This window comes from Streptomyces sp. NPDC096105 (assembly GCF_044763335.1).
Classification (GTDB): domain Bacteria; phylum Actinomycetota; class Actinomycetes; order Streptomycetales; family Streptomycetaceae; genus Streptomyces.
Map to the genome: position 1 here is coordinate 592,363 of NZ_JBIWGC010000001.1, position 20,368 is coordinate 612,730.

18 protein-coding genes are annotated in these 20,368 nt (G+C 75.2%); 10 read left to right on the forward strand and 8 right to left on the reverse strand.

Annotation, left to right across the window (positions count from 1 at the left end; all coding sequences use genetic code 11):
* Positions 1-42: 42 nt before the first annotated feature.
* The 5 genes from ACIQ8B_RS02600 to ACIQ8B_RS02620 all read right to left on the reverse strand — a co-directional run bounded on the left by ACIQ8B_RS02600 (position 43) and on the right by ACIQ8B_RS02620 (position 5,966).
* On the reverse strand, positions 43-1,401 hold the full coding sequence (locus ACIQ8B_RS02600; RefSeq protein WP_403544719.1) for a hypothetical protein: 1,359 nt from the start codon (positions 1,399-1,401) through the stop codon (positions 43-45).
* 247 nt (positions 1,402-1,648) lie between these two features.
* On the reverse strand, positions 1,649-2,326 hold the full coding sequence (locus ACIQ8B_RS02605; protein ID WP_403544721.1) for a hypothetical protein: 678 nt from the start codon (positions 2,324-2,326) through the stop codon (positions 1,649-1,651).
* Between the two features lie 127 nt (positions 2,327-2,453).
* Positions 2,454-3,719: an NAD(P)/FAD-dependent oxidoreductase gene (locus tag ACIQ8B_RS02610; protein WP_403544723.1), complete on the reverse strand. Its 1,266-nt coding sequence runs from the start codon at positions 3,717-3,719 to the stop codon at positions 2,454-2,456.
* A gap of 89 nt (positions 3,720-3,808) precedes the next feature.
* On the reverse strand, positions 3,809-5,116 hold the full coding sequence (locus ACIQ8B_RS02615; protein WP_290004721.1) for a deoxyguanosinetriphosphate triphosphohydrolase: 1,308 nt from the start codon (positions 5,114-5,116) through the stop codon (positions 3,809-3,811).
* Between the two features lie 49 nt (positions 5,117-5,165).
* The gene (locus ACIQ8B_RS02620) at positions 5,166-5,966 is read right to left on the reverse strand and encodes a sirohydrochlorin chelatase (protein ID WP_403544725.1); all 801 of its coding nucleotides are present in this window, start codon (positions 5,964-5,966) and stop codon (positions 5,166-5,168) included.
* A 210-nt stretch (positions 5,967-6,176) separates the two neighbouring features.
* On the opposite strand from ACIQ8B_RS02620, the gene ACIQ8B_RS02625 reads away from it, so the two are divergent.
* The 4 genes from ACIQ8B_RS02625 (at position 6,177) to ACIQ8B_RS02640 (ending at position 10,972) form a co-directional block, all read left to right on the forward strand.
* Positions 6,177-6,881 carry a vancomycin high temperature exclusion protein gene (locus ACIQ8B_RS02625; RefSeq protein WP_290004725.1) on the forward strand — a complete coding sequence of 235 codons (705 nt, stop codon included), beginning with the start codon at positions 6,177-6,179 and terminating at the stop codon, positions 6,879-6,881.
* 204 nt (positions 6,882-7,085) lie between these two features.
* Positions 7,086-9,203, forward strand: coding sequence for a molybdopterin oxidoreductase family protein (locus ACIQ8B_RS02630; RefSeq protein WP_290004727.1), 2,118 nt, complete (start codon positions 7,086-7,088; stop codon positions 9,201-9,203).
* A 460-nt stretch (positions 9,204-9,663) separates the two neighbouring features.
* Positions 9,664-10,209: a hypothetical protein gene (locus ACIQ8B_RS02635; protein WP_403544728.1), complete on the forward strand. Its 546-nt coding sequence runs from the start codon at positions 9,664-9,666 to the stop codon at positions 10,207-10,209.
* A 115-nt stretch (positions 10,210-10,324) separates the two neighbouring features.
* Complete coding sequence (locus ACIQ8B_RS02640) at positions 10,325-10,972, forward strand: class F sortase (RefSeq protein WP_290004729.1); 648 nt, start codon at positions 10,325-10,327, stop codon at positions 10,970-10,972.
* Between the two features lie 166 nt (positions 10,973-11,138).
* On the opposite strand, the gene ACIQ8B_RS02645 is transcribed toward ACIQ8B_RS02640, so the two are convergent.
* Positions 11,139-11,768 carry a hypothetical protein gene (locus ACIQ8B_RS02645; RefSeq protein WP_290004730.1) on the reverse strand — a complete coding sequence of 210 codons (630 nt, stop codon included), beginning with the start codon at positions 11,766-11,768 and terminating at the stop codon, positions 11,139-11,141.
* A gap of 43 nt (positions 11,769-11,811) precedes the next feature.
* Positions 11,812-12,594, reverse strand: coding sequence for a sulfite exporter TauE/SafE family protein (locus ACIQ8B_RS02650; RefSeq protein WP_403544731.1), 783 nt, complete (start codon positions 12,592-12,594; stop codon positions 11,812-11,814).
* A 193-nt stretch (positions 12,595-12,787) separates the two neighbouring features.
* Here ACIQ8B_RS02650 and ACIQ8B_RS02655 point away from each other — a divergent pair, with 193 nt between their 5' ends.
* The 5 genes from ACIQ8B_RS02655 (at position 12,788) to ACIQ8B_RS02675 (ending at position 18,843) form a co-directional block, all read left to right on the forward strand.
* Positions 12,788-14,005, forward strand: a complete 1,218-nt coding sequence (locus ACIQ8B_RS02655; protein WP_403544733.1) for an NAD(P)/FAD-dependent oxidoreductase — start codon at positions 12,788-12,790, stop codon at positions 14,003-14,005.
* A complete protein-coding gene (gene nirB / locus ACIQ8B_RS02660) occupies positions 14,005-16,605 on the forward strand; it encodes a nitrite reductase large subunit NirB (protein ID WP_403544735.1) in 2,601 nt (866 codons plus the stop codon). The genes ACIQ8B_RS02655 and nirB overlap by 1 nt, the downstream gene beginning before the upstream one ends.
* The gene (gene nirD / locus ACIQ8B_RS02665) at positions 16,602-16,955 is read left to right on the forward strand and encodes a nitrite reductase small subunit NirD (protein WP_403544737.1); all 354 of its coding nucleotides are present in this window, start codon (positions 16,602-16,604) and stop codon (positions 16,953-16,955) included. The genes nirB and nirD overlap by 4 nt, the downstream gene beginning before the upstream one ends.
* A gap of 171 nt (positions 16,956-17,126) precedes the next feature.
* On the forward strand, positions 17,127-18,284 hold the full coding sequence (locus tag ACIQ8B_RS02670; RefSeq protein ID WP_403544739.1) for an alkaline phosphatase PhoX: 1,158 nt from the start codon (positions 17,127-17,129) through the stop codon (positions 18,282-18,284).
* 136 nt (positions 18,285-18,420) lie between these two features.
* Entirely contained in the window at positions 18,421-18,843 is a 423-nt protein-coding gene (locus tag ACIQ8B_RS02675) for an LAETG motif-containing sortase-dependent surface protein (RefSeq protein ID WP_403544741.1), read from the forward strand.
* 46 nt (positions 18,844-18,889) lie between these two features.
* On the opposite strand, the gene ACIQ8B_RS02680 is transcribed toward ACIQ8B_RS02675, so the two are convergent.
* Positions 18,890-19,549, reverse strand: coding sequence for a hypothetical protein (locus ACIQ8B_RS02680; protein ID WP_403544743.1), 660 nt, complete (start codon positions 19,547-19,549; stop codon positions 18,890-18,892).
* Between the two features lie 286 nt (positions 19,550-19,835).
* Here ACIQ8B_RS02680 and ACIQ8B_RS02685 point away from each other — a divergent pair, with 286 nt between their 5' ends.
* A complete protein-coding gene (locus tag ACIQ8B_RS02685; RefSeq protein WP_290004741.1) occupies positions 19,836-20,246 on the forward strand; it encodes an excalibur calcium-binding domain-containing protein in 411 nt (136 codons plus the stop codon).
* The last annotated feature ends 122 nt before the right edge of the window (positions 20,247-20,368 follow it).

A 20,368-nucleotide genomic window follows, 5' to 3' on the forward strand; every position in this document is an offset into this window, starting at 1 on the left:
GGTGCCGGACGCCTCGTCCGCGCGGCCGTCGTCGCGGGTCGGTCAGGGGCGTGCGCGGGCGGCCGGGACGTTCAGGCAGAGGGCGATGTTCCGGACCGCGGCGGTGAGTTCCTCGATCACCCGGGCTGCCTGCTCCGCGTTGTGGAAGGCCGGGTCCCCGGCCAGGGACCGGTGCAGTTCCTCCGCCGCCCGGAGGGCCGGATCGGCGGCCTCGGCGGGGGGAGGGGCCGGGACGTGCGCGGACGCCTCGGCCGGGGCGGGCGGGGGCGGAGCCTGCGGGGCGGTCCGGGACGGCACGGCCGGGTCCGCCCCGGCGGTGCCGGACGCCGCGGGTCCGCCGGAGGGGCCGGGGGCCGGCCGGGGGGCGGGTCCGGGGGCGGCCGGAGCCGGGGGGCCGGCCGGCACCGTGCCGTCCTCCCTTTCCCCCGGGCTTTCCCCGGGGGGCCCGTCGGCCTCCCGCCGGTACTCCCTGAGCGGGGTGCGGAAGACGCCGGAGACGCCGGTCACGGAGAAGCAGCCCTGCTGTCCCGGCCGCGCCGGCGCGGCCGGGACAGCAGGGGCGGCGGGGGCAGGGGCGGACGGGGCCGGGCGGGAGTCCTGGGGGAGCCGCTCGACGTGCGGGGTGTGATCGCGGTCCGGCGCGCTGCGCGTCCGGGGCAGCACGATGTGCTCGAAACCCGGGAACGCCAGGGTGGTGGAGCGCGTGGCGGGGCGCGCGTCGTACTCGGTCTGCCACTGCGCGCGGTAGCAGTCGACCTGGTCGGCGCAGGCGGCGCGGGCGTGGAAGACCGCCGTGTCCTCCCCCAGGTTCGGGTACCAGAGGTTCGGCCCGGGGAAGCGCACGGTGCGCATCCGCGGCCTGATCGGCTCGGCGCACCCCATGCAGCAGCCCTCCGGGACCATGAGGGGGATGCCGGCGTTCTGTTCCGGCCGGCGGGGACCGCCCTCCCAGCGGTACTCCCCGTGGTGGCAGGGCGGCAGTTCACCGCAGGCGCGGCAGACCGCGTAGTGCTCCGGGAGGACCTGCCAGTCGTGGCTGGCGGGAGCGCACCAGTGCTTCGGCGTGGAGCGGGGCAGGTTTTCGTCGCGCAGCACGAGGACCACCGGGCGCTTGTAGAACTCGGACCGCTCGGGGGCCGGCTTGGCCGCCCGGTTGTTGGCCCGCAGCAGTCCGTTGGCGTGCCACCACAGTTCCACGTGGTCGCGCCAGGCCTTCTCGTAGCAGTCCGGCCACCGGTCGCCCGGGTAGCCGTTGATCTCCAGGATCCGCCATGCCTGACGGTCCAGTACCACGATGGAGCCGGCCCGCAGTCGCATGTACGTGCCGTCGTCGCCCTCGTCCGGCCAGTCGTGCCGGCCGATCCGAGTGGGCTGGTCTGGGAGCCACCTGCGAACGTGCATGTCATGCTCCTCGGTACGAAACTTCATAGTTTCAACTGGGGCAGTTGACGACATTCTGAACAATCAGGACGTTTACCTCGGTGTAGACACGCGCGCTGTCGGGGTAAGTCGTCCGGAAGCGCCCTTCCCGGCCCCGGTCCCTTCCGGAAACACCGTCGGACCGGGGCTTTTCACTCCCCGGGCCGGCCGGCGCCCGCCCGTGCCGGGCGAGGGGGCGACGGGGTCTCCGGGCCGGTCCGGCGTGTCCTCACACCTCCGTCGCCCGGACGTGCCCGTACCGGTCGCTGCCGCCGTACGCCGGGTCGTGGTCCGGGTCGTGCTTCCACTCGCTCCCGGTGACCTCGAAGTTCGCGCCCGGCATCAGCAGCACCTCCGCCTCGTAGCCCTGGTACTGGTGGAAGGGGTCGATGTCACGGCCGTACTTCCCGGTGAGCGTCAGCTCCAGGAGGATCCGGTGCGTCTTCGTGCCGGAGACCCGCTGGCCGCGCATGAAGTCCAGGGCCACGCCCTTGTCCCTGCTGGTGCTGTCGAAGGAGCTCGTGAAGACGGATCCCGGCCGGTGGTTCGGCGCGGCCTGCTTGCCGAGGCGGTGGACCGACTCGTCCCCGCCGAGGTTCCAGTCGCCCCGGAAGACGGTGCCGGTGACGGGAGGCAGCCGGTCCAGCGCCTCCCTCGTCATGTCGGCGTGCGCCTTGAGCTCCTCGAAGAGCACGGGGGCGAGGACCTCGATCCGCGCCTCGACGGCGTCCATCGCCTCCTTGGCCACCGGGTCCGAGCCCCGGGCGGCCGCGAGCCACGGCCCGATCACCGGATCCTCGTCGAGGGTGGGCACCCACTCCTGGCCGGGGCCGTCGTTCCGGGCGGCCCGGCGGAGCTGTCCCTTGATCTGCCGCAGGGAGACGGCCTCGGCGCCGGCGGTGGCCACGCCGACGGTGCCGTACGGCGCGTACCCGCCGGGCCCTCCGGGCTTTCCGGCCTCACGTCCCCTGCCCGAAAGGGAACTCGCGCCGCACCGGGACCGTCGGCGACCCCGCCGGGCGGATCGTGGCCTCCTAGGCGACCAGGCTCTCCAGCGGCACGTGCGGATCCGCCAGCGCCTCCGTGTCCACCGCCTCCCGGGACCGGATCAGCCGCTGGACCGTGTCCGTGACGTCCCACACGTTCACGTTCATCCCGGCCAGCACGCGTCCCTCGCGCACCCAGAACGCGATGAACTCCCGCTTGCCCGCGTCGCCCCGGACGACCACCTGGTCGTAGGACCCGGGCGGCGCCCAGCCGGAGTACTCCATGCCGAGGTCGTACTGGTCGGTGAAGAAGTACGGGACACGGTCGTAGACCTCGTCGCGGCCGAGCATGGCGCGGGCCGCCGCCGGGCCGCCGTTGAGCGCGTTGGCCCAGTGCTCCACCCGCAGCCGGGTGCCGAACAGGCCGTGCGGGAAGGACGCGACGTCCCCGGCCGCGTAGATGTCCGGGTCGGACGTGCGCAGCCGTTCGTCGACGAGGACGCCCCCGCCGGACGCGGCGTCGGCGATCTCCAGGCCCGCCGCCTCCGCGAGGGAGGTCCGCGGGGCCGCGCCGATCGCGGCGAGCACGGCGTGCGCCGGGTGCTCCTCGCCGTCGTCGGTGCGGGCGGCGAGGACCATGCCGTCCTGGCCGGTGATCTCGGTGAGCGTGGCGCCGAAGTGGAAGCGCACGCCGTGCTCGCTGTGCAGCTCGGCGAAGAGCTGCCCCAGTTCGGGGCCGAGGACCGAGTGCAGCGGGGCCTGCCCCCGGTGGACGACGGTGACCTCCGCGCCGTACTGCCGGGCCGCCGCCGCGGTCTCCAGGCCGATCCAGCCCGCGCCGGCGATCACCAGGTGGCCGTTGTCCCGGCCGAGGGCGGTGAGGACGCCCTTGAGGCGCTCGGAGTGGGCGAGGCGGCGCAGGTGGTGGACGCCCACCAGGTCGGTGCCCGGGACGTCGAGCCGGCGGGGCTCGGCGCCGGTGGCGAGCAGCAGCTTGTCGTAGCGGACGGTGGTGCCGTCCTCACCGAAGCGGACGGTCCTCGCGGCGCGGTCCACGGCGGCGACGGTCTGCCCCAGGTGCAGTTCGACGTCGTGCTGCGCGTACCAGCCGGGCTCGTGCACGAAGACGCTGCCGCGCTCCGCCGAGCCGAGGAGGCACCCCTTGGACAGCGGCGGACGCTCGTAGGGGCGGTCGCGCTCGTCGCAGATCAGTATCACGCGGCCGGTGAAGCCCTCCGCTCTCAGCGTCTCGGCCGCCTTCGCGCCGGCCAGGCCGCCTCCGACGATGACGAAAGTCTGATCCGCGTCGACCACGTGATGCCTCCTTCGAGCGTTGCCACCAGCGAGCCTCCCGCAAGCGGAAGGCCGCGGGAAGGGGGAGTGACCCGATCAGGCCACCTGTTTCACGTCCGGCCGGTGAGCCGGGCGTGCAGGAAGCGGGCCGAGGCATCCGTCAGGGACGCGATCTGGTCCACGACGACCCGCTTGCGGGCGCGGTCGTCCGGCGCCCGGTCGAACAGCCTGCGGAACTGCGGGTCCAGCCCGTCGGGGGCGCGGGCGGTCAGCGCCTCCGCCAGCTCCAGCACGACGACGCGCTGGTCGGCGCGGAGCCGCTCCTGCTCGGCGCGCTGCATGACGTACCGGTCGGCGACCGCCTTGAGGACCGCGCACTCCATGCGCGTGGAGCGCGGGACGACCAGCTCGGCCCCGTACCGGGTGAGGCGGCCGCCGCCCCAGGCCTGCCGGGTGGCGCTCTCGGCGGCGAGGCAGAAACGGCCGATGAGCTGGCTGGTGGCGTCCTTGAGGCGGGCCTGGGCGACGGCGGTGCCGTCGTAGCCGTGCGGCCACCACTCCTGGGCGAGCAGCCGGTCGAGGGCCTCGGCGAGCTCGGCGGGGTCGGTGTCCGCCGGGACGTACCGGCGGGCGGCGACCGCGAAGACGGCCTCCCGCTCCGGGTCGGCGTGCAGGCAGTTGGGGTCGATGTGCCCCGCGTGCAGGCCGTCCTCCACGTCGTGGACCGAGTACGCCACGTCGTCCGCCCAGTCCATGACCTGCGCCTCGAAGCAGGTGCGGGTGCCGGGGGCGTCCTTGCGGAGCCACTCGAAGACCGGCCGGTCGTCGTCGTAGACGCCGAACTTCACCGACGCCGGGTCGGTGGGGTGGGCGCCGCGCGGCCAGGGGTACTTGGTGGCCGCGTCGAGGGCCGCCCGGGTGAGGTTGAGGCCGACGGAGCCCTCGGGGGTGAACCGCTTGGGCTCGATGCGGGTGAGCAGCCGCAGCGACTGCGCGTTGCCCTCGAAGCCGCCGCAGTCCTCGGCGAACTCGTTCAGCGCCTGTTCGCCGTTGTGCCCGAACGGCGGGTGGCCGAGGTCGTGGGAGAGGCAGGCGGCCTCCACCAGGTCGGGGTCGCAGCCGAGGGCGGCGCCCAGTTCCCGGCCCACCTGGGCGCATTCGAGGGAGTGGGTGAGGCGGGTGCGGGGGCTGGCGTCCCACACCTGGCTGTGCGCGCCGGGGGTGACGACCTGCGTCTTGCCGGCGAGGCGGCGCAGCGCGGCGGAGTGCAGCACGCGCGCCCGGTCGCGCTGGAAGGCGGTGCGGCCCGGCCGCTTGTCGGGCTCGGCGGCCCAGCGCTCGACGGCCGGCGGGTCGTACCCGGCGGGCGGGAGGTGGTGCGCGGACGGGTCGGACGTGCCGGACGTGATGCCTTCCATGATCCGACAGTAGCTCCGGCCGGTGACGTCCCGGACACCGGTGGCCGTGTCACGCGGGGGCGAGGGCGGCCACTCCGGCGACCGGGGACACGGTGCGCAGCGCCCGGTCGTAGCGGTGGAGGAGCAGGCGGGCCAGCGCGGGGTGGGTGCCGAGCGGGCCGGCGACGGTGCCGGGCGCCGCCTTCGCGCACGCGGCGGCGAACCGGCCGGGGGCGGTGAAGCAGGAGGCGACGGCGACCCGGGTGCGGCCGCGGGCGGCGAGGGCGCGCACCGCCTCGGGCACGGTGGGCGCGGCGGCGGAGGCGTAGGCGGGGACGACGGGCACGCCGAGCCGGGCGGCGAGCAGCCCGGCGATGCGCTCGGTGTCGGCGCGGGAGGCGGGCGCGCGGGACCCGGCGGAGGCCAGCACCACGGCGCCGGTGCGGCGGCCCTCCGCGTCCCGGGGTGCCTGCCAGCCCGCCTCGGTGAGCCGTGCGTGCAGGGCGTCCACGAGCAGGGGGTGCGCCCCGAGCGGGCCGGCGACCCGGGTGGGCAGCGGCGCCGCCGCGGCGGCGCCGGGGATGTCCCGGGTGACGTGGTGGCCGCGGCCGAACAGCAGCGGGACGAGCACGGCGGACCCGGCGCCGTGCGTGGCCAGCTCGTCGAGGGTGTCGGGCAGCAGCGGGGCGTTCAGCTCGATGTGGCCGAGGTGCACCGGCAGGCCGGGGCGCAGCGCGCGGACCCGTTCCAGGAGCCGCCGCACGGTGGCCGGGGCGCGCGGGTCGCGGCTGCCGTGGGCCACCACGACGAGGGCGGGGGGCGGGGCGACCGGGCGGGGCCGGGCGCCGGGGTGCGTCGGATACGCCGTCATGCAGCGAGCGTGACCGGACGAGGTTGCCCTGCCGTTGCGTCGGGGTCACGCGTGTTTGCGGGGTGTTCACGCGGGGGTGCGGGGCGGTGTGAGGCGGCGGGTCCCCCGTTCCCGGAACGCCGGAGTACCGTGAGACCGGTCACACGGTGCGAACCGCGGGCCCCGGCGGGGCGTCCTACCGGGTCCAGGAGCGACCGGGGAGGCCGTCCGATGCGCCGTTTCGCGTTTCACCGCCCGCGGCTGCCGCGCACCCGCGCGGGGCAGCGGCGGCTGGTGCGGGCCGTGGTGGCGGCGTGCGTGCTGGCGCTGCTGCCGGCGACCTGGCTGCGGCTGAGCACCGGCGACCGGCTGCGCACCGTCGCCGACGTGCCGCGCACCGAGGTGGCCGTGGTGTTCGGCGCGGGGCTGTGGGACGGGGAGCCGTCGCCCTACCTCGCGCACCGGCTGGACGCGGCGGCGGAGCTGTACCGCGCGGGGCGGATCCGGGTGGTGCTGGTCACCGGTGACAACAGCCGGGAGGAGTACGACGAGCCCGACGCGATGCGCGCCTACCTGACCCGGCACGGGGTGCCCGACGCGCGGATCGTCAGCGACTACGCGGGCTTCGACACCTGGGACTCCTGCGTCCGCGCCCGGAAGATCTTCGGCGTGGACCGGGCGGTGCTGATCAGCCAGGGCTTCCACATCCGGCGGGCGGTGGCGCTGTGCGAGGCGGCGGGCGTCACGTCGTACGGCGTCGGCGTGGCCGACCGCCACGACGTCACCTGGTACTACGGCGGCGCCCGCGAGGTCCTCGCGGCCGGGAAGGCGGCCCTGGACGCGGTGTTCCGGCCGGACCCGCACTTCCTCGGGCCCGAGGAGGCGGGGGTGCGGCGGGCGCTGGCGGACGCCCGCGGTTCCGGCGGGCCGGACTGACGGGCCGGCCGGACCCGGTGGCCGTACTGACGTCCGGCACCGACGACACGGCACGGCTGTGCGGCGACCGTGTCCGGCTCGTCGGCGTCCGAGCGGGGCGCGCCGGCGCCTCACCGTGGGCGGCGGTCGGCGGAGAGGGGGCCGTGTCCGGGGTGTAACAGCGGCCGGCGCGGTGCGTAACACCGACGGCGCAGCCTGGTCCGTATGCGAAGCACCGTGACGTCCACGCACTGCCCCTACTGCGCGCTGCAGTGCGGCATGAACCTGACGCCGGCCGCCGACGGGCGGACCGTCGAGGTGAGCGAGCGCGCGGACTTCCCGGTGAACCGGGGGGCGCTGTGCGGGAAGGGGCGGACCGCGCCGGCCGTGCTGTCCCCGGCCGTGCGGCTGACCTCGCCGCTGGTGCGGTCGGCGGCGGGCACGCTGGAGCCGGCCTCCTGGGAGGAGGCGCTGGACCGGGTCGCCGAAGGGATCGGAAACGCTCGCGCGCACCACGGCGCGGACGCGGTCGGGGTGTTCGGCGGGGGCGGGCTCACCAACGAGAAGGCGTACTCCCTGGGGAAGTTCGCGCGGGTGGTGCTGGGCACCTCGCAGATCGACTACAACGGGCGGTTCTGCATGTCGTCGGCCGCCGCCGCGGGAGGCAGGGCGTTCGGCCTCGACCGGGGTCTGCCGTTCCCGCTGGAGGACATCCCGAGGACCGGCTGTGTGATCCTCGTCGGCGCCAACCCCGCCGAGACCATGCCCCCGGCCCTGCGCTACTTCACCGAGCTGAAGGAGAACGGCGGCACCCTGATCGTCGTCGACCCGCGCCGCACGCGCACCGCCGAGCAGGCCGACCTGCACCTGGCGCCGCGCCCCGGCACCGATCTCGCGCTGGCTCTGGGCCTGCTGCACCTGGTCGTCGCCGAGGGGCGCACCGACGAGGAGTACATCCGGGAGCGCACGGCCGGCTGGGAGGAGACCCGGGCCTCGGCGATGGCGCACTGGCCGGAGTACGTGGAACGCGTCACCGGCGTGCCCGTGCCGCGACTCCGCGAGGCCGTACGGCTGTTCTGCGGGCCCGAGTCCGCGATGGTGCTCACCGCGCGGGGGCCCGAGCAGCAGTCCAAGGGCACCGACACGGTGAGCGCGTGGATCAACCTGGCCCTGGCGACCGGCCGGCCCGGCCGCCCGCTGTCCGGGTACGGCTGTCTGACCGGGCAGGGCAACGGGCAGGGCGGGCGCGAACACGGCCAGAAGGCCGACCAGTTGCCCGGTTACCGCAAGCTGACCGACCCGGCGGCGCGGGCGCACGTGGCGGAGGTCTGGGGCGTCGCCCCGGACAGTCTGCCCGGACCGGGCCGCAGCGCGTACGAGCTGCTGGACGCGCTGGGCACGGACATCCGCGCGCTGCTGCTGATGGGCTCCAACCCGGTGGTGTCGGCGCCGCGCGCCGCGCACGTCGAGGAGCGCGTCCGCTCGCTGGACTTCCTGGCGGTGTGCGACGTGGTGCTGTCGGAGACGGCCGAACTCGCCGACGTCGTGCTGCCGGTGACGCAGTGGGCGGAGGAGACGGGCACCACCACCAGTCTGGAGGGCAGGGTGCTGCTGCGCCGCCGGGCCGTCACCCCGCCGGCGGGCGTGCGCGGCGACCTGGAGGTGCTGCACGAGCTCGCCGCGCGGCTGGGCGGCGAGGGCAGCCCGGAGAAGCGCTTCCCGACCGACCCCGAGGAGGTCTTCGAGGAGCTGCGCCGGGCCAGCGCGGGCGGCCCCGCGGACTACTCGGGGATCACCTACCGGCGGCTGGCGGAGGGGAACGGGGTGTTCTGGCCGTGCCCCTCCCCCGAGGCTCCCGGTGAGGACGCCGGGACCGTCCACCCCGGCACCCCCCGCCTCTTCCTGGACCGGTTCGCCACCGAGGACGGCCGGGCGCGGTTCGTTCCGGTGTCGCACCGGGCGATCGCCGAGGAGCCCGACGAGGAGTACCCGGTGCTGCTCACCACCGGGCGGGTCGTGGCGCAGTACCAGTCCGGCGCGCAGACACGGCGCGTGGACGAACTGAACGCCGCCGCGCCCGGCCCGTTCGTGGAGCTGCACCCCCGGCTCGCGCAGCGGCTCGGCGCCCGCGAGGGCGACCCGGTGGCCGTGGTGTCCCGGCGCGGCCGGGCGGTCGCCCCGGCCCGGATCACCACCGCGATCCGCCCCGACACGGTGTTCATGCCGTTCCACTGGGCCGGTGAGGGCCGCGCCAACACCCTCACCAACCCGGCCCTCGACCCGACGTCCCGGATGCCGGAGTTCAAGGCGTGCGCGGTACGGCTCGAGGCGGTACGCCCGTGAGCGCACCGCCTCGTGAGTGCCGTGAGCACCGTGCGGGCGGTCGGCCCACGCCCACCGCGCGTCGGACGGTCCCCGGGACTCGGGGCGTCCCGGGCGGCCCCCGCGTGGGTGTACGACGCCGCCCCGGCCCGCCCGCGGGCGCGCGGGACGCAGGGAACGACCTGAGGCGCCCGGCGTCCCGAGGGGCGCCCTCGCCCGGTCAGCCCTTCGCAGCCCCGCCCGGCCCAATGCGGCCGCACGCCGCTCGCCTGCTCACGTCCGCGTCGGTGACCTGCTGAAACGCGGGGCGGACCGAGGGCTGCCGGGGTCGCCTGACACCCGTTCAGCCGGTGCCCTGACGCCTCCTCAGGGAGCGGTGGCGGCCCGGGGCGACTTACCTCGGAGGGGCAGGGACGCGGTCGACGGCGGCACATGGGGGTGCCGCGGGCCGGGTCCCCTCCGTGAGCTCGAGGGAGCATCGATGCGACGTACCGCCCGGCTGCTGACCGGCACGACCGGCACCGCACTCGCCGTGGCCACCGCGGGGCTGCTCGCCGCCCCCGCGTACGCCGGGGAGGCCCCCGGCCCGTCGACCGCCGGTCTGCGCATGTACCCGTCGTCCGTCGCCCCGGGCGCGCAGGTCTCCGCGAACACCGCGGCGTGCGGTGACGAGGGGACGGTGGCGGGCGACGCCTCCGCGGTCGGCGCCGGCCGGTTCACGCTGGCGCCGAGCACGCACGAGGGGGAGGCGATCGGGCAGTTCCAGGTGCCGCCGAGCGCGCAGCCGGGGACGTACGAGATCGTCGTCGCCTGTGCCGGGAGCGGGCGCCGGGTGAGCGGGGACCTCGTGGTGACGCTGACGCCCGACGCGGAGCAGGTGGTTCCCCGGGGAAGCGTGAAGACGGGGGTCGGTGGCGCGCTGGGCCCCGACCCCGTACAGACCGCGGCCGGCGTGACGGCCCTCGCCGTCGCCGCCGCGGGCGGTACCTGGTTCCTGCATCGCCGGGCGAGAGGCGACGGGATCTGACGGGCATCCTCCGCCGCCCGTCCCACAGGTACCGCACGTCCCCTCCCCCCTCCGGGCCCGACGCCCCTCGCGGCCCGGAGGGGGGCACGGGGCCGACTCGAGGTGAGGTCACCCCATGCGCCGCAGGTTCCGCCGGCCCCGGAGTCCGGGCAACGCGGCGATGGCCGCCGTCACGGTGTGCGCCCTGTGCACAGGGGCCGTGCTGCTGCGGAACGGCGGGGGCGACGCCCCGCCGCAGCCGTCCGCCGCGCAGGCGCACTCCGCACTCGACGCGCACGGCCCGGCACGGTCCGCGGCCCCCGCGCTGCCGCCGTCACCGCCCGACCGGGTGCGCATTCCGGCGATCGGCGTGGACGCGCCGCTGACCGGCCTGGGGCTGACCCCGGCCGGCTCCCTCGACGTGCCGCCCGCCGACCGCCCGGACCTGGCCGGCTGGTACGAGGCCGGCACCACTCCCGGCGAGCGGGGCACGGCGATCGTCGCGGGCCACGTCGACAACGCCGACGGCCCGGCCGTCTTCTACTCGCTCGGCGCCCTGCACAAGGGCAGCACGGTCGAGGTGGCCCGGCGCGACGGCACGGTCGCCGTGTTCACGGTGGACGCCGTCGAGGCGTACGACGCCCGGGACTTCCCCGACGAGAAGGTCTACGGCCCGGCCGGCCGCCCGGAGCTCCGCGTCATCACCTGCGGCGCCGGCTACTCCCCCGCCACCGGCTACCGCGGCAACGTGGTCGTCTACGCCCACCTGACGGGGACCCGCTGACGGGCGCCGGGGTCCGCGGGCGGCCTCCGTCCCGGGGGCCGGCCCCATGAGGTCGGCCGCCGCCCGGACCGCGGGGTCCGTGGGCGCCCGCCCCCTCAAGGCGCTCCGCGCCCCGTGTCAGGACACAGGGGCGGCCGCCGCCGGGGAAGCGGGCGGAGCCGGCCGGTCAGCTCTGCCAGAGGAACGCGCCTTCCGCGCACGGCACGCAGGCGAAGGCGTACCCGCAGCCGCCACCGCCGAAGTTCATCGCGGTCCCCTCGTCGCGGCCCTCCTCGAGCTGGGCGACGAAGCTCATCGCCCGCGCGCACGACGGGCACACCGGCGTCTCGTCGCCCTGGAGCCACGCGGGAGCGCCGCCCAGGCCCCCGAGGACGTCCCGCACGGGACGGCCGCTCGCCTGCGCCCAGCGGTCGCGGGCCTCGGAGTAGGAGACCGCGTCGACCGTCGTGCGGTCGACGCCACAGGTCTCCGGCAGCAGGGTCTCGCCCTCCTCCGGCACCGGGGCGGGCGCGAGTCCGGCACGGGGGAACACCAGCGCCCGGTTGCCGCCCGCGACCGGATCCCACTCGTCGCACAGCCCCGGGTCGTTCTGGCACATGAAGACGGAGACGACGTACGCGTCCTCCTCGGTACCGGGGGCGTCCGCCGGCACCTGCGCGAGGAACTGCATCGGCCCCGCGCACTCCGCGCACCGCGGCCAGGTGAACCCGGCCGGCACCAGCGGCACGCCGCCGGTGCGGGTCACCGGCGCATGGTCGTCGGCCGGCCCGGCATACGTCATCAAGGTGGTGGTCACGGTCGGGAAGCCTAGATCAGCCCCGCCTCCCCTCTGCCGGGACCTACGCCATCCACTGCTCGTACGCCAGGTTCGCCACCAGGGCGAAGACCACCGTCAGCAGGACCACGCGGACGAAGCCGCTGCCGCGCTTCAGGGCGGTACGGGCGCCGAGCATGCCGCCCGCCAGGTTGAAGACCGCCATCAGGGCCGCCAGGTGCCACAGGACCGCGCCCTGCCAGGCGAAGGTGGCGAGGGCGCCCGCGTTGGTGCAGCAGTTGACGATCTTGGCGGTGGCGGAGGCGGTGACCAGGTCGAGGTGGAGCACGGCGGTGAGCGCCAGGACGAGGAACGTGCCGGTGCCGGGGCCGATCAGGCCGTCGTAGAAGCCGATGCCGAGGCCGGCCAGGCCGATCGCGGCGAGGATCCGCCGGCGGGTGGCCGGGCCCGGCGCGGGTGCGGTGCCGAAGGCGGGCCGCAGGATGACGAAGGCGGCCACCGCGAGCAGCACCACCATGATGACCGGCTTGAGCACCTCGGTGCTCATCCCGGCCGCGAGGAACGCACCGCCGGACGACCCGGCGAGGGCGGCCAGCCCGATCCGCACCGCCGTCCGCACGTCCACCGGCGCCTTGCGGGCGTACGTCACCGCCGCACCCGTGGTGCCCACGATCGCGACCGCCTTGTTGGTGCCCAGCGCGTGCGCGGCCGGGGTGCCGGCGGGCAGACCGAGCAGCAGCGCCGGCAGGAGCAGCAGCCCGCCGCCGCCCACCACGGCGTCGATCCAGCCGGCGACGAGCGCGGCCACGCAGAGCAGGACGACCGTGGTCAGCGGGATGTCGGGCATGGCCGCGAGCCTACGGAGGCGAAAGATGTCACGTCCATCAAGATGAGCGTTTGTTGAGGTTGGCCTCCTCACACCCGCCAGGCGGCCGCCCCCGGAAGCCTCACACCCGGCGTCCGCGACCGCTGAGGGCAGCGTTCCGCGCGGGAAACAGAGGGGATGCCACCGGGTAACACCCGCCCCGCACGCTCGGGACATGACCTCGAACGAGCGTGTGGTGGTGATCGGCTCCGGCCTCGCGGGCGTACGTCTCGCCCGGCGGCTCGGCGAGCTGGGCACGCCCGTGACGCTGATCGGCGAGGAGGAGCACCCGCCGTACAACCGGGTGCTGCTCGCCGAGGTGCTCGCCGGGCGCTACCGGCCCGAGGTGATCGCCCTGCCCGCCCCCGCGGAGCTGGTCCGCGCCCGGGTCACCGGCATCGACCGGGACCGGCGGACCGTCGTCCGCGCGGACGGCTCGGAGACCGCCTACGGGCGGCTGGTGCTGGCCACCGGCTCCAACCCCGTCCTGCCGCCGCTGCGCGGCCTGTTCACGAAGGACCGTGAGCTGCCCCGGGGCGTGCACGCGTTCCGCACCCTGGACGACTGCCTGGGCCTGTCCGCCGAGGTGCGGCCGGGCGTGCGGGCGGTGGTGATCGGCGGCGGGCTGCTCGGCGTGTCCGCGGCCCGCGCGCTGGCCGTGCGCGGGGCGCGGGTGGTCCTCGCCCAGCAGGCCGAGCGGCTCATGGAACGCCAGCTCGACCCGGCCGCCTCCGCGCTGGTCCGGCGCCATCTGACCGGGCTCGGCGTGGAGGTGCACACCGAGTGCCGGGTGCGGGACGTGCGCTGCGTCGGCGGCGCGGTCCGCTCGGTGGAGCTGGCCGACGGCTACGCCCTGGACGCCGACCTCGTGGTGCTGGCCTGCGGGGTGCGCCCGAGGGTCTCCCTCGCGCAGGCCGCCGGGCTCGACGTGGCCGAGGGCGTCGTCGTCGACGACGAGCTGCGCACCTCCGACCCGTGCGTCCACGCGGTCGGCGACTGCGTCCAGCACGCCGGCACCGTCTACGGGCTGGCCGCGCCGGCCCTGGAACAGGCCGACGCGCTCGCCGCGCTGCTCGCCGGGGACGCCGCCGCCCGCTACACCGGCACCCGCTCGCTCACCCGGCTCACCCTGACCGGCCCGGACGGCCCCTTCGACCTGGCCGCGTTCGGCGAGACCGAGGGGCTGCCGGGCGACGACGTCGTGCGGCTCGCCGACGCCACCCGCGGCACCTACCGCAAGGTCGTGGTCCGCGGCGACCGCCTGGTCGGCGGCGTGCTGGTCGGCGAACTCGGCACCGTCGGCGCCCTCGCGCGCGCCTGGGAGGGAGCGGAGCCGCTCCCGTCCGACGGCGGGCCCCTGCTCCACCTGCTCACCCACGACGGAGGCTCCTGATGCCCACGGACACCCCGACCATCGTGCTCGTCGGCCACGGCATGGTCGGCCAGCGCTTCCTGGAGGCGCTCGCCGAGCGCGGCCTGACCGCCACGCACCGCGTGGTCGTGCTGTGCGAGGAGCCGCGTCCGGCCTACGACCGCGTGCAGCTCACCTCGTACTTCTCGGGCCGGACGCCCGAGGACCTGTCGCTGACGGACCCGGCGTTCCTCGCGGACCACGGCATCGAGCTGCACGTCGGCGACCCGGCCGAGCGCGTGGACCGGGAGGCGCGCACGGTGACCGCCCGCTCCGGGCTGGTCGTCGGCTACGACGTGCTGGTGCTGGCGACCGGCTCCTACCCGTTCGTGCCGCCGGTGCCGAACAAGGACGCCGAGGGCTGCTTCGTCTACCGCACCGTCGAGGACCTGCTCGCCATCGAGGAGTACGCGCGGAGCAGGGCGAGGACGGGCGCGGTGGTGGGCGGCGGTCTGCTCGGTCTCGAGGCGGCCGGCGCGCTCAAGGGCCTCGGACTCGCCTCGCACATCGTGGAGTTCGCACCGCGGCTGATGCCGGTGCAGGTCGACGAGGGCGGCGGCGCGGCGCTGCAGCGCACCGTCGAGGACATGGGACTGACCGTCCACACCGGCGTCGGCACCCAGGAGATCGTGGTCGACGAGGCGGGCGCCGTCACCGGCATGAAGCTGTCCGACGGCTCCGAACTCGCCACCGACCTGGTGGTGTTCTCCGCCGGCGTCCGCCCCCGCGACCAGCTCGCCCGCGACTGCGGTCTGGCGGTCGGCGAGCGCGGCGGGATCGCCGTGGACGAGCAGTGCCGTACGGTCACCGATCCGCGCGTGTTCGCGGTCGGCGAGTGCGCGCTGACCGCCGACGGCCGGGTGTACGGCCTGGTCGCGCCCGGCTATGAGCAGGCCGAGACGGCCGCCGCGGCCATCGCCGGGGACGAGGCCGCCTTCACCGGCGCCGACCTGTCCACCAAGCTGAAGCTGCTCGGCGTGGACGTGGCGTCCTTCGGCGACGCGCACGGCACCGCCGACGACTGCCTGGACGTCGTCTACTCCGACTCCCGCGCGGGCCTGTACAAGAAACTGGTGATCGGCCGGGACGGCACGCTGCTCGGCGGCATCCTGGTCGGCGACGCGGAGGCGTACGGCACGCTGCGGGCGTTCACCGGCTCGGTGCCGCCGGTCGCGCCGGAGTCGCTGGTGCTGCCCGCCGGCGCCGGGGCCCCGGCCGCGCTCGGCCCGTCCGCGCTGCCGGACGACGCGGTGATCTGCTCCTGCCACAACGTCACCAAGGGCACGATCCGCGGCGCGGTCACCGGCCACCGGTGCACCACTGTGCCCGAGGTGAGGAAGTGCACCAAGGCCGGTACGGGCTGCGGCAGTTGCGTCAAGGTGCTGGGCCAGCTGCTGGACGCCGAGCTGGAGGCGAACGGCGTCGAGGTCGACAAGGGCCTGTGCGGCTGCTTCTCCCAGACCCGCGAGGAGCTGTACGAGACCGTCCTCGCCCTGCGCATCACCTCCCACCGCGAACTGCTGGACCGGTACGGCCGCGAGGAGGCGCGCGGCGGCGACGGCTGCGAGGTGTGCAAGCCGACCGTCGGCTCGATCGTCGCGTCCCTCGCGCCGGCGATCGGCGCGAGCACCTATGTGCTGGACGGCGAGCAGGCGGCCCTCCAGGACACCAACGACCACTTCCTGGCCAACCTGCAGAGGAACGGCTCGTACTCGGTGGTGCCGCGCATCCCCGGCGGGGAGATCGCGCCGGAGAAACTGATCGTGATCGGCGAGATCGCCCGCGACTTCGGGCTCTACACGAAGATCACCGGCGGCCAGCGGATCGACATGTTCGGCGCGCGGGTCGAACAGCTCCCCCTGATCTGGACCCGGCTGGTCGACGCCGGCTTCGAGTCGGGCCACGCGTACGGCAAGTCGCTGCGCACGGTGAAGTCCTGCGTCGGACGGACCTGGTGCCGCTACGGCGTCCAGGACTCGGTGCGCATGGCGATCGACCTGGAGCTGCGCTACCGGGGCCTGCGCTCCCCGCACAAGCTGAAGTCGGCGGTGTCCGGCTGCCAGCGCGAGTGCGCGGAGGCCCGGTCGAAGGACTTCGGCGTCATCGCCACCGCGGCCGGCTGGAACCTGTACGTCGGCGGCAACGGCGGCGCCACCCCGCGCCACGCCGACCTGCTGGCGCAGGACCTCTCCGACGCCGAACTGATCCGCCTGATCGACCGGTTCCTGATGTTCTACATCCGCACCGCCGACCGGCTGGAGCGCACCTCCGCCTGGCTGGAGCGCGTCCCCGGCGGCCTGGACCACGTACGGGACGTGGTGGTGCACGACTCGCTGGGCATCTGCGACGAACTGGAGGCGCTGATGGCCGCGCACGTCGCGCACTACCGCGACGAGTGGGCGGAGACCGTCGACGACCCGGAGAAGCTGGCCCGGTTCGTGTCCTTCGTGAACGCCCCGGACACCCCCGACCCGGTGGTCGCCTTCGTCCCCGAACGCGACCAGATCAAGCCCGACCTGCCCCTGCTGAGCATCGGCCCGCGTCCCGCCGACGACGTCCTGGAAGGAACCGCACAGCGATGACCCTGGCACTCGAGACGACCACCGGCCTGACCGTACGGCTCCGCCTGGCGGACGGCTGGTTCGAGGTCTGCGGCCTCGACCGGCTGATCCCGGGACGGGGCGTGGCCGCCCTGCTGCCCGACGGCCGGCAGGCCGCGGTGTTCACCGACCGCGCGGGCCGCCTGTACGCCCTCGACAACCGTGACCCGTTCACGGGCGCGGCGGTCCTCTCCCGCGGCCTCACCGGCACCCACCGGGGCCGCCCGTTCGTCGCCTCCCCGCTCCTGAAGCAGCGCTTCGACCTGGAGACGGGCCGGTGCCTGGACGACGACACGGTCCGCGTGACGGCGTACGAGGCGGAGGCGGCCTGACCCACCCGGAGCGGCGTGCACGGCGGTGCGGACACCCGCTGTGCACGCCGCTCCGTCATCCGCCGGTTCGTCCGCGGTCACGAGGCGTCCACCCGGCTCCCCTAGGTTCGCTGCTCGCACGCCCCCGCCGCCGACCGGCGGCAGGACGGTCACAGGACCTTTGGAGCGACAGTGGAACGTCGTACCTTCCTTCGTGCGACCGCCGTCGGCGGCACCGCCTCCGTGCTCGGCGGGACCTTGTGGCGCGGCGCGGCAGCGGCCGCCCCCGCCCAGCCGGGCAGCGGCCCGTACGGTCCGCTCGGGGCGGCGGACGCCAACGGCGTCAGCCTGCCCGCCGGCTTCACCAGCCGCGTCGTCGCCCGTTCCGGCAGAACGGTCCCGGGCACCTCCTACACCTGGCACGACGCCCCCGACGGCGGCGCCTGCTACGCCGACGGCCCGGGCTGGATCTACGTCTCCAACTCGGAGATCAACCCCTCCGGCGGGGCGAGCGCGCTGAAGTTCTCGGCCACCGGCACGGTCACGGGCGCGTACCGCGTCCTGTCCGGCACCCGGCAGAACTGCGCGGGCGGGAAGACCCCGTGGAACACCTGGCTGTCCTGCGAGGAGGTGGACCGCGGGTACGTCTACGAGACCGACCCGTGGGGCGTCAGGGCGGCCGTCCGCCGGGACGCGATGGGGCGCTTCAAGCACGAGGCGGCGGCGGCCGACCCGGTGCGCAAGGTGGTGTACCTGACGGAGGACGTGTCGGACGGCTGCTTCTACCGCTTCCGCCCCACCACGTGGGGCGACCTGTCGTCGGGCACGCTGGAGGTGCTGGTCGGCGGCAGCGGCGCCAACGGCCCGGTGAGCTGGACGCGGGTCCCCGACCCGTCCGGCGCCACCGCCACCCGCAACCAGGTGTCGGGGGCCAAGCGCTTCAACGGCGGCGAGGGCTGCTACTACGCGGACGACACCTGCTGGTTCACCACGAAGGGCGACAACCGCGTCTGGCAGTACGACGCGTCCGCCCAGACCATCGCACTCGCCTACGACGACTCCCTGGTGACGGGCGGATCCGCTCCGCTGACGGGCGTCGACAACGTCACCGGCGCAGCTTCCGGCGACCTCTTCGTGGCCGAGGACGGCGGGAACATGGAGATCTGCGTCATCACGCCCGACGGCGTGGTCGCCCCGTTCCTCCGCGTCAGCGGCCAGTCCGGCTCGGAGATCACCGGCCCGGCCTTCTCCCCGGACGGGTCCCGCCTGTACTTCTCGAGCCAGCGTGGCACGAGCGGCCGTTCGTCGGGCGGGATCACGTACGAGGTACGGGGACCGTTCCGGTCCTAGCGGAGAGCTACCCTCCGGTCACGTCACGTTCGCATCACGGGAGTTCCGTATCCCCGACACATCTCCCGCGCCCCAGTAACTTCGTCAGCCTCGCACCGAGCACACGCTTTCGTCCGCACCTGGGGGGCTCCTCACCATGATTCCGTTCCGTACCTCAGCCGCCGCGCTGCTCGCCGCCGTCGCCCTGGCCGCCGTACCGGCCACCGCCGTGGCCCACGACGGCAGCCACCCGTTCGAGAACTGCACCGACGCGTACGACGACGGGTACAGCAACATCCCCGAGGGGGACGAGCACTACGGCGAGCACCTCGACCGGGACGGCGACGGCGTCGGCTGCGACCAGCCGCCCGCGGACTTCGTGCCGCGCGACGAGAGCGACGACGACGCCGGCGCGGGCGCCGGGACCGACGGCACCCAGGAGGAGAACGGCGGCGGCACCGACCTCGCCGAGACCGGCGGCAGCGGCACCACCCCGTACATCGCGGCGGGCGGCGCGGCCGTCGTCCTTCTCGGCGGCGGCCTGGTGATCGCCGCGCGCAAGCGCCGCGAGGACCGCTGATTCCCGCCCTCCGGGCGCCGGGGCCACGCCCCCGACGCCCGGAGGGTCACAGCGACAGCAGCAGGGACCCTTCCTTGCCCTGCCGGCGGCGCACATGCCCGCGCCAGCCCGCCACCGGCGTCATGAGCGTCCAGGCCGCGAGCCCGGCGACCGCCCCGCCGAGCCGCCCCGAGGGGTCCACCTCGTCCGCCCGCTCCATCGGCACCACGCCCTCCGGGTCGCGGACCACGTCGAGCCGCTCCCCCACCTGCGGACTCCACGCGTCCCCGTTGTAGGTCAGCCGCTCGTCCAGCTCCCGGCCGTCCTCGCCGCGCAGCGTGTACCGGTGGTTCTTGCCGCCCGTCCCCGCCGCGCTGTCCGCGACGATCACCACGCTCTCGCGCACGCCGCGCACCTCCAGCGCCAGTTCCGGCGCGTACTGGACGGCCCCGACGAGGACGAACAGGCCGGGCGCCAGGGACAGCAGGGCGATCCAGCCCGCGCGGTGCAGCCACATCAGCAGCCAGGCGAACGTCAGGCAGAGCAGGACGCCCACGACGATGGGCACGGCCACCCAGCGCAGCGCCAGGTAGGACACCCCGGCGGTGGCCAGCGCGGCGGCCCCTCCGCACAGCGTCACCCACACCGTGCGCCGCACCGACCGCCACGGGGAGACGCCTTCTCCGCCCGAGCGCCCGACCGCGCCCTCGCGTATCACCTCTGACACCGCTGCCCCCTTCACTCCCCGCCGCGGCGACCCGCGTCCGGCTCCGGACCCTACCGGCAGCCGTGACGTGTCGGTCAGCGCCCTCGGACGCTCCTGACCTGGTCCTCGCAGGTCCACCGCCAGGAAGCCATTCCTCCGTTCGTGGCGTTGTGCCACGGTTCCGTCACATCACGTTCACATCACAGGTCGCTCGCACCCCTCTGCAGCACCCCTGAACCGCCAGTAGCTTCATCACGCCACACCCCGGTTATCCGCACCCGCACCATCGGACAGGGGGGCATTTATCATGCACCTGACACGACACACCCTCACGCTCCTCGCCGCCCTCGCCCTGGCCGCCCTCCCCGCCACCGCGTCGGCCCACGACGGGGACCACCCGTTCACGAGCTGCTCGGAGGCGTACGACAACGGCTACGCGAGGATCTCCAGCGGGGACGACCACTACGGTCCCGGCCTGGACCCCGACGGCGACGGCATCGCCTGCGACGAGCCGCCCGCCGGCTTCGTCCCGCGCGACGACACCGAGGTCGACGGGAACACGACTCCCGTGGCCGACACCACCCAGGCCGCCACGAGCGACCGATCCGCCGGGTCGGACGACGACGTCACGACCTACGTGACCCTGGGCGTCGGTGCCGTGGTCCTCGCCGGAGGCACCGTGCTCCTCGCCTCCCGCCTGCGCCGCGGCCGCGGCTGACCGCCCCACCGGGCGCGTTCCGCGTACGCGTACGACGGGAGGGGCGGCACCCCCGCACGGGTGCCGCCCCTCCTTCGTGATCCGGAGCCGTCGCCGATCGGTGAGGGTGGTCGGGTGACAGA